The sequence below is a fragment of the Pseudomonas edaphica genome (assembly GCF_005863185.1).
GTDB classification, from domain to species: domain Bacteria; phylum Pseudomonadota; class Gammaproteobacteria; order Pseudomonadales; family Pseudomonadaceae; genus Aquipseudomonas; species Aquipseudomonas edaphica.
In genome coordinates this window covers 1-13,659 of record NZ_VBVZ01000111.1, presented here as the reverse complement: position 1 = coordinate 13,659, position 13,659 = coordinate 1, and the positions used below count along the sequence as shown (strand labels likewise).

At 61.0% G+C, this 13,659-nt stretch carries 13 protein-coding genes and 1 pseudogene; 9 read left to right on the top strand and 5 right to left on the bottom strand.

What is annotated here, in order from left to right:
- Nucleotides 1–52: 52 nt before the first annotated feature.
- Both FEM54_RS09900 and FEM54_RS09895 read right to left on the bottom strand, forming a co-directional pair.
- The gene (locus FEM54_RS09900) at nt 53–667 is read right to left on the bottom strand and encodes an NAD(P)-dependent oxidoreductase (protein ID WP_138450675.1); all 615 of its coding nucleotides are present in this window, start codon (nt 665–667) and stop codon (nt 53–55) included.
- Between the two features lie 33 nt (nt 668–700).
- Nucleotides 701–1,567, bottom strand: a complete 867-nt coding sequence (locus FEM54_RS09895) for an MBL fold metallo-hydrolase (protein WP_138450673.1) — start codon at nt 1,565–1,567, stop codon at nt 701–703.
- A 104-nt stretch (nt 1,568–1,671) separates the two neighbouring features.
- Here FEM54_RS09895 and FEM54_RS09890 point away from each other — a divergent pair.
- Both FEM54_RS09890 and FEM54_RS33890 read left to right on the top strand, forming a co-directional pair.
- A pseudogene (locus FEM54_RS09890) lies at nt 1,672–2,551 on the top strand (LysR family transcriptional regulator).
- A 99-nt stretch (nt 2,552–2,650) separates the two neighbouring features.
- Nucleotides 2,651–2,827, top strand: a complete 177-nt coding sequence (locus FEM54_RS33890; protein ID WP_167353682.1) for a hypothetical protein — start codon at nt 2,651–2,653, stop codon at nt 2,825–2,827.
- 59 nt (nt 2,828–2,886) lie between these two features.
- Here the strand turns inward: FEM54_RS33890 and FEM54_RS09885 are convergent, their stop codons facing one another.
- Nucleotides 2,887–3,762: a helix-turn-helix domain-containing protein gene (locus FEM54_RS09885; RefSeq protein WP_017137374.1), complete on the bottom strand. Its 876-nt coding sequence runs from the start codon at nt 3,760–3,762 to the stop codon at nt 2,887–2,889.
- 190 nt (nt 3,763–3,952) lie between these two features.
- On the opposite strand from FEM54_RS09885, the gene pobA reads away from it, so the two are divergent.
- Nucleotides 3,953–5,137 (top strand): 4-hydroxybenzoate 3-monooxygenase, encoded by a 1,185-nt coding sequence (gene pobA / locus FEM54_RS09880; RefSeq protein ID WP_171045816.1) that lies wholly within the window; start codon nt 3,953–3,955, stop codon nt 5,135–5,137.
- A gap of 67 nt (nt 5,138–5,204) precedes the next feature.
- On the top strand, nt 5,205–6,722 hold the full coding sequence (locus FEM54_RS09875; protein WP_138450668.1) for an MDR family MFS transporter: 1,518 nt from the start codon (nt 5,205–5,207) through the stop codon (nt 6,720–6,722).
- 71 nt (nt 6,723–6,793) lie between these two features.
- Here the strand turns inward: FEM54_RS09875 and FEM54_RS09870 are convergent, their stop codons facing one another.
- Complete coding sequence (locus FEM54_RS09870; RefSeq protein WP_017137378.1) at nt 6,794–7,630, bottom strand: cache domain-containing protein; 837 nt, start codon at nt 7,628–7,630, stop codon at nt 6,794–6,796.
- A 50-nt stretch (nt 7,631–7,680) separates the two neighbouring features.
- Complete coding sequence (locus FEM54_RS09865) at nt 7,681–8,445, bottom strand: transporter substrate-binding domain-containing protein (RefSeq protein WP_138450666.1); 765 nt, start codon at nt 8,443–8,445, stop codon at nt 7,681–7,683.
- A gap of 333 nt (nt 8,446–8,778) precedes the next feature.
- Between FEM54_RS09865 and FEM54_RS09860 the strand changes: the two genes are divergently transcribed.
- The 5 genes from FEM54_RS09860 to FEM54_RS09840 all read left to right on the top strand — a co-directional run bounded on the left by FEM54_RS09860 (nt 8,779) and on the right by FEM54_RS09840 (nt 13,576).
- Nucleotides 8,779–10,149 (top strand): glutamine synthetase family protein, encoded by a 1,371-nt coding sequence (locus FEM54_RS09860; protein ID WP_138450664.1) that lies wholly within the window; start codon nt 8,779–8,781, stop codon nt 10,147–10,149.
- 240 nt (nt 10,150–10,389) lie between these two features.
- Nucleotides 10,390–10,989 carry a class I SAM-dependent methyltransferase gene (locus tag FEM54_RS09855; protein WP_017137381.1) on the top strand — a complete coding sequence of 200 codons (600 nt, stop codon included), beginning with the start codon at nt 10,390–10,392 and terminating at the stop codon, nt 10,987–10,989.
- A 122-nt stretch (nt 10,990–11,111) separates the two neighbouring features.
- The gene (gene rnd / locus FEM54_RS09850) at nt 11,112–12,245 is read left to right on the top strand and encodes a ribonuclease D (RefSeq protein WP_017137382.1); all 1,134 of its coding nucleotides are present in this window, start codon (nt 11,112–11,114) and stop codon (nt 12,243–12,245) included.
- Nucleotides 12,242–12,535, top strand: coding sequence for a YcgL domain-containing protein (locus FEM54_RS09845; RefSeq protein WP_017137383.1), 294 nt, complete (start codon nt 12,242–12,244; stop codon nt 12,533–12,535). Before rnd ends, FEM54_RS09845 begins: the two co-directional genes overlap by 4 nt.
- A 108-nt stretch (nt 12,536–12,643) precedes the next feature.
- Nucleotides 12,644–13,576, top strand: a complete 933-nt coding sequence (locus FEM54_RS09840) for a D-2-hydroxyacid dehydrogenase (protein ID WP_017137384.1) — start codon at nt 12,644–12,646, stop codon at nt 13,574–13,576.
- Nucleotides 13,577–13,659 lie beyond the last annotated feature (83 nt).

Genomic DNA, 13,659 nt, shown 5'->3' with positions numbered 1-13,659 from the left:
GTTGCCCGCATCGCAGGCAAGCCAGCTCCCACACAAGCCAGTTCCCTCAGAGTCAGTAACCGACGGTGAAGCGTTGGCGCGAGTGCTTCGGCGATTCCACTTCGTCGATCAGGGCGATGGCAAAGTCAGCAAAACTGATCCAGCTACGGCCCTCGGCGCTCACCAGCAGATCGTCCTGGCCCAGACGGAATTTCCCGGTGCGCTCGGTTTCAACAAACTCCGCCGATGGCGACAGGAAGGTCCAATCCAGTTCTTTTTCCTGACGCAGCACGTCGAGAAACTCAGCCCCGGCGCTGGCTTCGGCTTTGTATTCAGCCGGGAAACCCTCGCTGTCGATCACTCGACTGCCACCTGGCAACAACAGCGAACCCGCACCGCCCACCACCAGCAGGCGTTTCACGCCGGCTTTTTTTACCGGGCCGATCACGGCGCTGGCGGGCAGGGTGGCGAAGTGCGCCGCACTGATCACCACGTCGTTGCCGCTCACTGCTTGCTGCAAGGTCGTTGCATCAAGGGCGTCGACCTTTTTAACGGTAAGGCCTGGGCGTGCGGCCAGCGTGTCGGTGTTACGCGCAATGGCAGTAACGGTATGCCCACGACGCAGCGCTTCTTCCAGCAGTTGGCTACCGGCACGGCCGGTGGCACCAATGATTGCAATCTTGCTCATGACGTTCTCCAGTACGTTAGGGTTTAAAACCAATCACCACTTCATTTCGCCCTTGGCGACTTTGGCACCCAGTTCCAGGCTGCTTTCGTCTTTAAGGTTCGGGTAACGCTTTTTCATCGCCGCGATCAGCGCAGTCGAATCCTTGGCCTTGGCGGTCTCGATATCGAAGGCCTTGATGTAGTCGGCGGTAAAGGCCACGGACTGCACGGTCGGTGTGCCCAGGTAGTGGCCAGGGATCACGGTGGCCGGTTTCAGGTCCTGGATACGTTGCAGGGTGGCCAGCCAGTCGGTGTGGGATTTGGCGGATTGCGTGTCGGCCATCCACACGTGGGTGTTTTCAAACACCACGACGCCACCGACGACCGCCTTGATCGAGGGGATCCACACAAAGGTGCGCTCAGGTTGCGGACCGTCCAGGCCGATCACTTCCAGGCTTTTGCCTTCCAGCGTCAGGGTATGGCCCTGCAACACCTGCGGGATGATGGCTTTGCTTGGCTTGTCGGCGCCGAGTTTCGGGCTCCAGAACGCGATTTTTTGCTCGACGGTGGCCTTGATATGGTCCACCACCGGCTGGGTGGCCAGCACTTTGGCGTCGGGGAACGCGGCGGTCAGGGTGTCGAGGCCGAAGTAGAAGTCCGGGTCGCCGTCGCTGACGTAGATGGTGGTGAGGTGTTTGCCGCTGCTGCGGATTTTCTGCACCAGTTGCTCGGCTTGGGTCTTGCCGAACTGGGCGTTGACCAGGATGAGGTCTTTTTCACCGCTGACCAGTACCGAGCTGACCGGCATCATGGCCGAGGTGCCAGGGTTGTAGGCATCCAGCTTCAGGTCGGCAGCCGCAGCATGGGCAGCGAACGCCAGGGCGGCCGAAGCCAGGGCAAATCGTTTAAGTACCGAGATCATGTGCAGCTCCAGCAGCAGGTAAGTGATGCACAGAGCTTAGTTGCACCAAACACAACAAAAAATGCGATGCTTGGACATAGTTTGTTTCTAAAAGCGTGCAAATCATGGATCGTCTTCAAGCAATGCGGGTGTTTGTCACGGTAGTTGACCTGGGCAGCCAGTCCGCCGCCGCCGATCAGTTGGACCTGTCGCGGCCGGTGGTCTCGCGCTATCTGGCTGAACTTGAGGATTGGGTCGGTGCGCGCTTGATGCATCGCACCACGCGCAAGCTCAGCCTCACCGCCGCCGGCAGTGAAACGCTGCCGCGCTGCCGGCAAATGCTGGAGCTGTGCAGTGACATGCAGGCGGCCGTCAGTGAGCCGGATGAAGCGCCGCGTGGCCAGTTGCGCCTGAGTGTCAGCAGCTCATTCGGCCAGGCGCAGTTGGCGGATGCCGTGGCCGAATTCGTCAAGCGCTTCCCGTTGGTCAGCATCGACCTGCAGATGCTCGACCGCACGGTAAACCTGGTGGATGAGCGTATCGACCTGGCCATCCGCACCAGCTTTGAGCTGGACCCCAACCTGATCGCGCGCAAGCTCACGCTGTGTCGCTCGGTGATCTGCGCGTCACCGGCGTACCTGCTGGAACACCCGCAGCCTCGGCAAGTCCACGACTTGGCGGAGCACAACTGCCTGACGCATTCTTACCGAGAACGGCGAAGCAGTCTCGGTGGCGGTGCAGGGCAATATCACCGCCAACGAGGCCACGACCTTGCTGCGGGTGACGCTGGCGGGCGCCGGGGTGGCGCGGCTGCCCAGTTATCAGGCGGGGGACTACATCCGCAGTGGCGAATTGATCCGGCTGCTGCCCGAGGCTGAGCCGCAGCAAATGAACGTCTACGCCGTGTATGCCTCGCGTAAACACATGCCGTTGGCGTTGCGCAGCCTGCTGGATTTTCTGGTGCTGCGGTTCCCGGAAGAGCCGGTGTGGGATATCGGTCTGTAAAGCCGACATAAAGATGTTGAATGACGCCCAATAATGGCAACTCGCCCTGACTGACCTATGCTTTAAACAGCACCGAGTCGATCTATTCAGAGGTGTGCCATGACCCTAAAAATTAGAAAGTACCTGATGATTTTCATCCTGTCCGCGTTAGCCACCGCGCTGTACGGCACGGCCGCCTATCGGGTTGAACAGACTCGTATGCAGCCGACCTTTGCGATCAGTTGCCATCAGGATCTGTGTGTGCCGCGTACCGGTAGTTTCAGCGCGCTCAGGTAGGCTGTGATCGTTCCCACGCTCCGCGTGGTAATGCAGCCCAGGACGCTCCGCGTCCCGCGTCAATCCGCCTTCAGCTGCTCGCGAAACGCCTTGGGCGAAAACCCCACCCGGCGGCGGAACAGCCGGGAGAAGTTGGTCGGGTCGGAAAACCCCAACACCTCCGACATCTCATTGATGGTCATGCTGGTGTAGGTCAGCAAGCGCTTGGCTTCCAGCAACTGGCGGTCATGCATGATCTGCAAAGCAGGCTGGCCACCCAATTCCCTGCACGTACCGTTCAGGTGTGAGACCGAGATACCCAGCTTGTGGGCCAGGTCTTCAATCTTCGGGTGTTCGCGGTAATGCTGCTCGACCAACTGCGTGAAGCGACGGAAATACTCCCGGCCACGTGGGGCACGTGGGTGGCGGCGCTGGATGGCTTGACGGCTGATCCACACCAGCAGCACGCTGACCAGGGCATGCATCATCATGTCGCGGGCCGGTTGTTCATCGGCGTACTCATCCTGCAGTCGGGCGAACAGGCTGTTGAGGTAATCGCTGTCCTTGCCGGCGGGGTAATTGCCCAGGGCCTGCAAACCGTCCACCGTCGCGCCCAACTGTGTCTGCAAATGGCTGACCAGCGGCGCGGCCAGCGTCAGGATAAAACCTTCCACATCTTCAGAAAACCGAAACCCGTGTACACACAACGGCGGCAGCACCTGCAAGGTGGCTTCGCTGAGGGTAGTACGCTGGCCTTCGATTTCCAGCTGCGCCTGGCCTCTGTGTACGTACAGCAACTGGCACAGGTCCGCGTGCCGGTGGGGTTGGATTTCCCACTGGTATTCCCGGCTCCGTCGGGAAATGGTTTCACAGTGCAACAAATCCGGAGTCGGCCATTGCTGACTTTCTCCGTAAAGCTTGAAGACCGGAATCGCGGTACTGGCAGTTTTGGTCATGGTTTCAATCCGATACTCAGGATAGTGGTGCGGTAATCGCCCCAATTGGCAAAAAGCGCAGGCTTTGTCTCAGTTTTCACCTTCTTATGGCGGCCACTCAAGTGAAAAATGATCAGCAACAGGATGAATGACAACTCTTTCACCCTATCCGTTCGGGTGAAGCTTGCGAGCCATAAAAATAATGAAAACGCTGAAAACCCAAGTCGCCATTATTGGCGCCGGTCCCTCCGGATTGCTGCTCGGCCAACTGCTGCATAACGCTGGTATCCAGACCCTGATTCTAGAGCGCCAGAGCGCCGATTACGTGCAAGGCCGTATCCGCGCCGGTGTGCTGGAACAAGGCATGGTCGACCTGCTGCGCGAGGCGGGCGTCAGCCGACGCATGGACACCGAAGGCCTGGTGCATGACGGCTTTGAGTTGGCACTCAATGGCCAACTGACCCATATCGACCTCAAAGGCTTGACCGGCGGTCAGTCGGTGATGATCTACGGCCAGACCGAAGTCACCCGCGACCTGATGGCCGCCCGCGAGGCTGCCGGGGCTGTGACCCTGTACGAAGCGCGTGACGTGCAGCCCCATGACCTTAAAACTGATCGGCCCTGGCTCACCTTCGAACATGCCGGCGAAACCTATCGCCTGGACTGCGACTACATCGCCGGGTGCGACGGTTTCCACGGGGTGGCGCGCCAGGCGATTCCGCCTGAGGCGTTGCAGGTGTTCGAGCGCGTCTATCCGTTCGGCTGGCTGGGCATCCTCGCCGATACACCGCCGGTGCATGACGAGCTGGTGTATGCCAAACATTCGCGTGGCTTTGCGTTGTGCAGCATGCGTTCGCCGACCCGCAGCCGCTATTACCTGCAGGTGCCGGTCGATGAGCCTCTGGATGATTGGTCGGATGAGCGTTTCTGGGCCGAGCTGAAAACCCGCCTGCCCAGCCAGTTGGCTGAGCAACTGGTCACCGGGCCGTCAATCGAAAAAAGCATCGCGCCGCTGCGCAGCTTCGTGGTGGAGCCGATGCAGTACGGGCGCCTGTTCCTGCTCGGTGACGCCGCGCATATCGTGCCGCCCACCGGCGCCAAAGGCTTGAACCTGGCGGCCAGTGATGTGAGCACGCTGTTTCGGATCATGCTCAAGGTGTACCGCGAGGGCCGCGTGGACTTGCTGGAAAAATACTCGGCCATCTGCCTGCGCCGGGTGTGGAAGGCCGAGCGGTTTTCCTGGTGGATGACCTCGATGTTGCACCAGTTCCCGGACGCCGACGGCTTCAGCCAGCGAATTGCCGAGAGCGAGCTTGAGTATTTCATCCATTCGCAGGCGGGGCGCAAAACCATCGCAGAAAATTACGTCGGACTTCCTTACGAAGCTATCGAGTAGCCTGCTATCGTATCCAGCATTCCCGCAGGCTCTTCCTTGCCTGCGGGCCTTGCTCGAAGGTTCTGCCGTGACCAGCCTCAACCAACCCGCTCAGCCCGTTCCTGCCGTTCGCAGTGTGCTCGCCGCCTTGATGCTGGCGATTTTCCTCGGCGCCCTGGACCAGACCATTGTCGCCGTGTCCATGCCGGCGATTTCCGCGCAGTTTCACGATGTAAACCTGCTGGCCTGGGTGATCTCCGGCTATATGGTGGCGATGACCGTGGCCGTGCCGATCTACGGCAAGCTCGGCGACCTGTACGGGCGCCGCCCGATGATGTTGATCGGCATGGGTGTGTTCACCCTGGCCTCGCTGTTTTGCGGCATGGCGCAAAGCATGGAGCAGTTGGTGCTGGCGCGGATTCTCCAGGGCATCGGTGCCGGCGGGATGATCTCGGTCAGCCAGGCGATCATTGGTGACATCATCGCGCCCCGTGAGCGTGGGCGTTACCAGGGCTATTTCAGCAGCATGTACGCGGTGGCCAGTGTGGCCGGGCCGGTGCTGGGCGGCTACATGACCGAATACCTGTCGTGGCGTTGGGTGTTTTTGATCAACCTGCCGCTGGGCGCCGGGGCCTGGTATGTGACGCACCGCACACTGGTAGGGCTGCCGGTGCCGCAGCGCAAGCCGATTATCGATTACCTCGGCACCGTGCTGATGATCATCGGCCTGACCGCCTTGCTGCTGGGCATCACCGAAATCGGCCAGGGCCATCATTGGCGTGACGAGCAAGTACTGGGGCTGTTGGCCTGCGCGTTGGTGGCCTTGACGGTGTTCGTGTGGCACGAACGCCGGGCGCGCGAGCCATTGTTGCCGATGCACCTGTTCGCCAATCGCAGCGCAGTGCTGTGCTGGTGCACGATTTTCTTCACCAGCTTCCAGGCGATTTCCCTGACGGTGTTGATGCCGTTGCGTTATCAGACGGTGACCGGCTCGGGGGCCGACAGCGCCGCCTTGCACTTGCTGCCATTGGCCATGGGCTTGCCGATGGGGGCCTATTTCGCCGGGCGCATGACCTCGGTGACCGGGCGTTATAAACCGATGATCCTCACCGGCGCATGCTTGAGCCCGCTGGCGATTCTCGGCATGGCCTACAGCGCGCCGCAGGCGGTGGAGCTTACGGCGGTGTTTATGCTGCTGTGCGGGATTGCGGCGGGGATGCAGTTTCCGACGTCCCTGGTGGGTACACAGAACTCGGTGGAGCAGCGCGACATTGGCGTGGCCACCAGCACGACTAACCTGTTCCGCTCGTTGGGCGGGGCGGTCGGTGTGGCATGCATGTCGGCACTGCTGTTGGCGTTGTTGCAGGATTCCAGCTTTGCGCATTTGGCCAGCGGCGCGCTGGGGGCTGAAGGCAGTTCCGGCAACGTGTTGCTCGACGGCCTCAACGCCGCGCCGGGGCCTGCGCAGGATGCCTTGCGCGGGGAGCTGGCGGTGACATTCCGGCATTTGCTGATGGTGAGTGCGGCGGTGTCGTTGCTGGGGTTGGCGGCGGCCATTGCGATGCCCAATCGTGTGCTGCGTGGGCGTGAAGACAAAGCACGTTAACTGACACAACGATGATCAAACTGTGGGAGCAGGCAAGCCAGCTCCCACAATGGATTGCATTCCAACTCAGATCAGGGGCTGTAGTACCCAACCGCCACCATAAAATGCCCGGCCTTGCGCACGTACGCATGCTTGTTCTCAACCTTGTCGGTCACCGGGTTCTTCCAGCGGTACTTGTATTCCCCCTGATCCTGCTCGGCCATCAGCTTCAGAATGGGTTCACCCACCGGCTTGCCATCCGGGTCTTTGATCTTGCGAAAGTCGGTATTGACCAGTCGCAAGTTGGTGCCATGCGCCACATACCGCCCGGTGTTCAGATCGACCACAAACACATACAAATCATCCTGCAGAAACCCGCCCTGCAATGAGTTGATCGCCTTGAGCGTGCCTGCCTCATCCTTGACCAGCGCCTTCACAGCCTTGTTGCGCAACGCTCGGGCCTGTTCCGGTGTGGCCCGTGGCAGGTAGTAACCCACCGCCAGGATGCGTTCACCCACGCGCTGATAAAACACGTGCTTGTGCTCAACCTTGCCGTCGTTCCAGTTCTGCCAGCGGTAGTCGGCTTGTTGGATGCCCTGGCCTTCGGGCACGGTCAGCGCCTGTTTGAACGAAGCTTGCAGGTCTGGCCCGAGCACCTCGGACACATCACGGCCGATCAATGCAGAGGAAGGCCCGCCGCTGGCTAACAACACGCCCTTGGTGTCGACCACGAACACATAGCGGTCATGGTCGATAAACTCACCCTGGCGGCTGAACGCGGCGAAGGCTTTGTCGCCGTTGCTTTGGAAGTAAGTCACAGCCTTTTCCAGCAGAGCCTTGGCGGCCCGAGCGTCCTCATCCTGAGTGGTCGCGTGCACCTGGCTGAACCCCAACAGCAGCAGGCAGGTGAGTCGGAGCAATCCCTTCATTACCGATCCCTCGTTATGGTTGATGTGAGCACAGCGTAGACGGCTCCTGCTCAGGGCGCCGCCAGCCACTGATTGACGATGCCTTCATACACCCCGGTGGCCATGCTCAGGTGCAGCCACTGGTCGACGTAGCTTTTCCACGCCACATCATCGCGGGGCAGCAGGAAGGCCTTTTCGCTGTATTGCATCTGCCGCTCGGGGTTGACCGCACACAGCCCAGGTTTCTGTTTTTGCTGGAAGCGCGCTTCGCTGGCGTCGGTGATCATCACGTCGGCTTTGCCCGCCAGCAGTTCGTCGAAAATCGTCACGTTGTCATGCAGGCGGATTTGCGCCTTGGCCAGGTGGGCGCGGGCAAACACCTCGTTGGTGCCGCCCGCCGGCTCGATCACACGCACCTGCGGCTGGTTGATCTGCTCGACGCTCTGGTAGCGCTGTACATCGGCGCAGCGCACCAGCGGGATCTTGCCATCGACGCCGAGAGGCTGGCTGAAGAAGGCTTTTTTCTGGCGTTCCAACGACACCGAAATACCGCCCACCGCGATGTCGCAGCGCTGGGCGAGGAAGTCCGGCATCAGGGTTTTCCAAGTAGTGGGCACCCATTTGATGTTGGCGTTGAGGCTCTTGGCCAGGGACTCGGCCATGGCGATATCAATGCCTTCGTAGTGCCCATCGGCACGCAGCGAGGTGTAGGGCTTGTAGTCGCCGGTGGTGCAGACGGTGAGGGTGCCGTTTTGCAGTACCTCGTCCAGGCGTGAATCGGCCAGGGCGTGGGTGGCCACGCTTGCCAGTAAACAGAAGGCCAGGGGAGCTTTCATGCGGTCAAATCCTTGGGGCATGCTCGGGTTGCCATTATTTCCAGCTATACGCAGGGATGGCAATTGTTTAGCCAGGCTGCAACCAAACTCCGTCAACCCTGAATTGAACAACCTTTGTGGGCGTGTGACGCTGCAGGGCATCTACCTCACTGTGAATCTCGCATGGACGGCTCCCCTGACACTCACCTCGCGACACTGCCGTCCGCGCTGGCCTTCTGGGCCTTGTTCCACTGCCGACACGCGCGCCCACCGGATACCTTTCTCTTACGTTGATTTGCCCCATGAATGACGCGCACCTGTGCGCCTGCCTGACGCAAACGTATGAGAGTTCCCATGAGTGTTTTTGCCAGCCTGCAAGAAGCCCAGTCTTTTCTTGAACAGCACCCGGACATCGAAATGTTCGAGTTGTTTATCCTCGACAACAACGGCGTACCGCGCGGCAAGTTGCTGCACCGCGATGAGCTGTTGGCGGTGTATGAAAGTGGCCGCCCGTTGCCCAGTACTATCCTGGGCCTGACGATTAACGGCGATGACGTGGAAAACTCCGGGCTGGTGTGGGAAGTCGGCGATATCGACTGCCGCGCCTACCCGGTCAGCGGCAGCTTGCAGCGTATGCCGTGGCGCCTGATCCCGACAGCCGCCGTGCAAGTCAGCATGCACCCCACCGAAGGCTTGCCGGCCACCGTGGCTGACCCTCGGCATTTGCTGGCCAAGGTGATCGACGACCTCAAGGCCGACGGTTATTACCCGGTGATGGCGGCGGAGTTGGAGTTTTACCTGCTCGACCAGAAACCCGACAGCAACGGCCGCCCACAACCGGCACGGGATGTGGACGGCAATCGCCCGCGCTCGACCCAGGTGTACGGCCTGCGTGAGCTGGAGCAAATCGAGCCGTTCCTGGCCGACCTCTACAGCGCTTGCAAGCTGCAAGGCATTCCGGCGCGCACGGCGATTTCCGAGTATGCGCCGGGCCAGGTGGAAATCACCCTGGAACATCGCGCCGATGCCCTGCAAGCCATGGACGAAGCGGTGCGCTACAAGCGCCTGGTCAAGGGCGTGGCGCATAAGCACGCAATGACCGCCTGCTTTATGGCCAAGCCGTTCGATGACCTGGCGGGCACCGGCATGCACATGCATGTGAGCCTGGCGGATGCCCAGGGCAATAACCTGTTCGCCAGCGAGGCCGCCGATGGCACGCCGCTGCTGCGCCAGGCGGTGGGCGGCATGCTCAGCACCTTGCTCGATTCGCTGCTGATGTTTTGCCCGAATGCCAACTCTTATCGGCGCTTCCAGACCAACAGCTATGCGCCGCTGGCGGCCACCTGGGGCGTGGATAACCGCACTGTCAGCCTGCGCGTGCCGGGCGGGCCTGCCTATTCCCGGCATATCGAACACCGGATTTGCGGGGCCGACGCCAATCCTTACCTGGCGGCTGCCGCCATCCTGGCGGGTATTCACCGAGGCATTCGCGAGCAGCGCGACCCCGGTGCGCCGGTGGAAGGTAACGGATACGCCCAGGCCAAGGAGTTGCTGCCCACTGACTGGCTGACCACCTTGCGTGCGCTGGAGGGTTCAAGCTGGGCGCGGGAGGCGTTTGGCAGTGAATTCCTCGGCGTCTATTTGGCGGTGAAGCATGAGGAATATCGTCAGTTCATGGGGGAGGTGGGCGAGCAGGATTGGCGCTGGTATCTGCATCAGGCGTGATCCGCTGGCAGCAGATTTGGATACACCGAAGAGCTGCTTTTCTGTGGGCGCTGGCTTGCCTGCGAAGGCATCAACTCGGTGTACCCGATGTACCGAGGTGCCAGCATCGCAGGCAAGCCAGCTCCCACAGTCGAACGTCGGTGTTTTACAGGCGTCACGGTTTCAACCTTTTTTTCACGTTGCAGTGGTTAAGCTGCGGATCAAGGTCGTTCACCACCGTTCCACCCACATGAGCCCGCGATGTCGCCACAACCTCCATCCTCTATCGAGATCGAATTCACCGAGCGCTGTGACCGCGAGCATGCGCAGGTCTGCGGCGACACGCGTCCGCCCGCGCTGCTCAAGCGTCTGGCGGCCTGGCGCGATGAACGGCTGGTGCGCCAAGCGTTGAAAGTGGCCGGTGAGCCTGGGTTGATCCTCGACCTGGCGTGTGGCTCTGGCCGGTTTTGGCCCGTGTTGGCCGAACACGTCAACCGGGTGATCCTGGCATCCGACAACTCCCAGGACATGCTCGACCATGCGCGCACCCATCACCCGGCGGCGTTGCTCAAGCGGGTCAAAACGTTCCAGGGTTCGGCGTTTTCCATCGGCCTGTCGGCCAACGCCGTGGACTGTATTTTCTGTTTGGAACTGTTTCGTCATGTGCCCAGCAGCGACGTACGCATGGCGCTGTTGCGCGAATTCCACCGTGTCAGTCGCGACACAGTGATTGTCGCGGTGAGCTCGCGCACACCAGTGGAGGACGAATTCCGCCAGGCCGGTTTCAAGGTCCTCCATCAGCAGGAGTTCCTGCCGGGCTCCAAGCTGTGGCGTGTCTACGTCTTGCGTAAGAGAGGCTAACTCCCGCCTGTCGGACTATTCTTCCTCTCTTGTCAGAGTTTTCATGATGGTGTGTGCACTGCGGATGCTCGCAAGTCCCTTTCGCGATATATACTGCGCGCCATTCTTCAAGGGAGAGCCGTGTGGCCATCGATATTCACTGGATCTGCGACAACGATAGCCTCGGCCAGCATTGCGCCGAATGGCAGCAGTTGCCATTCGTCGCCCTCGACACCGAATTCATGCGGGTCGACACCTTTTATCCCATTGCCGGGCTGATCCAGATCGGTGATGGCGTTCGCGCTTACCTGATCGACCCCCTGACCATCGATAACTGGCAACCCTTGGCCGCCTTGCTGGAGAACCCGGCGGTGATCAAGGTGGTGCACGCCTGCAGCGAAGACCTGGAAGTGTTGTTGCGCCTGACCGGCAGCCTGCCGGTGCCGTTGTTCGACACTCAATTGGCAGCGGCTTACCTGAACCTCGGTTTCTCCATGGGCTACTCGCGCCTGGTGCAGGCTGTACTCGACATCGAGCTGCCAAAGGGCGAAACCCGCTCGGACTGGCTGCAGCGGCCGTTGTCCGAGACCCAGGTGAGCTACGCCGCCGAAGACGCGGTGCACCTGGCCGAAGTCTATGTGCGCTTGCGCCCGCAGCTGTCGGATGACAAATATGCCTGGGTACTGGAAGACGGCGCCGAACTGGTGGCCAACCTGCGCCGCGAAGTCGACCCGTATGAGGTGTACCGTGACGCCAAGCTGGCGTGGAAACTCTCGCGTGCGCAGCTCGCCGTATTGCGTGAACTGTGCGCCTGGCGCGAGCAGCAGGCCCGTGCCCGTGACCTGCCGCGCAACCGCATCATTCGCGAACATTCATTGTGGCCCTTGGCCAAATCCCAGCCGGATAACCTCGCTGCGCTGGGCAAGATCGAAGACATGCACCCGCGCACTGTGCGTCAGGACGGCCAGTTTCTGCTGGACCTGATCAAGCGCGCCGGCAGCGTGTCGATGGACCAGTGGCCGCCCGCCGTGGCTGAGCCGCTGCCGGTGGACGCTGCTGTGCTAATCAAGCAACTGCGCGCCCTGGGCCAGGCCGAGGCCGAGCGCCTGGAGATGGCGCCGGAACTGATGCTGCGCAAGAAAACCCTCGAAGCCCTGGTCAAGAGCGGCTACCCCGATGGGCCTTATACATTGCCAGACTCGCTGCGTGGCTGGCGCCGCGAGTTGATGGGCCAGGCGCTGCTCGACAGCCTGGCCACTGCCGGAGAACAGCCTTGAAACGTATTTGCTCCATTTATCGCAGCTTGAAAAAAGACGGGATGTACCTCTACGTGCTCAAAAGCGATGCGCTGGAGCGTGTGCCGGAACCCTTGATGACTGCCTTCGGCAAAGCCCATCTTGCATTCGAGATGATACTCACGCCGGAGCGCAAGTTGTCGCGCGAGGACATTACCGTGGTCCTGGAAAACCTCGACAAGCAGGGCTACCACCTGCAAATGCCACCGGCCGAGGACGAGTACATCGAGCACTTGCCCGAAGAGCTGCTGCGCCGCAACGACCCGATGTAACCGGTCAGTGCCCTGTCCAGGGCACATTCTTTTATGGACTCGTATTCGTTTGGCGGTGGCCGTAAGGAAGCGGGCGGCCGTCTGCACTGTTTTTGAAAGGTTTGAACCATGCGTGTTCTGATTGCTGAACAGGATCACCCGCTCTACGCCCAATTGCTGAGCGAAGCGGCCCCGGACCTTGAGGTGCTGACCAGCGGCGACTCGGCCGAACTGTCGCGCCTGGCCGCCGATTGCCCGGTTTGGCTGGGCCAGCCGGACCTGCTCGCCACCTTGCTGCGCCAGGGCCATAAGCCGCAATGGCTGCAATCGACCTGGGCGGGTATTACGCCACTGCTGGCCGATGGCTTGCCGCGCGACTATCGCCTGACCCGCGCGGTCGGCATCTTTGGCCAGGTCATGGCCGAGTTCGTGCTCACCTATATGCTCGGCCATGAGCGCGAAGTGCTGGCGCGACTGGTCAGCCAGGTCGAGCGCAAGTGGGACAACCGCATGGGCCAAAGCCTGGCGGGACGCAAGGTGCTGGTGGTTGGCACCGGCGATATCGGCCAGAGCGTTGCTGATTTCTTGCTGCCGTTTGGCGTCAAGCTCTACGGGATTGCCAGCAGCGCGCGGGAACAGGCACCGTTTATCGAAGTGGCCGGGTTGGACCAACTGAGCCGGCTGGTGGGCGAGGTGGACTACGTGATCAACCTGCTGCCGAACACGCCTGATACCCATGATTTGTACAACGCGGCGCTGTTCAAGCAATTCAAGCCGACGGGGTTGTTTATCAACGTCGGGCGCGGCGTGGCGGTGGTCGATGCCGATTTGGTCGAGGCGCTTAAAGAGGGGCACTTGGCCGGTGCGGTGATCGACGTGTGCCGTCAGGAGCCTTTGCCGCAACGCCATCCGTTCTGGACTGCCTGGGGCTTGCTGTTGACCGGGCACAGTTCCGCGCCGACGTCGCCGGGGATGATGGTGGAATTGTTTGTGCAGAACCTGCGGGCTTATCAGGCCAAGGATGCACTGCGCGGGGAAGTCAGCTTCGAAAGGGGCTATTAAACGTGTGAGCTGGGCTTATGTGGGAGCTGGCTTGCCTGCGATGAAGGCACCTCGGTGAATCAGGTAGACCGAGGTGATGCTAT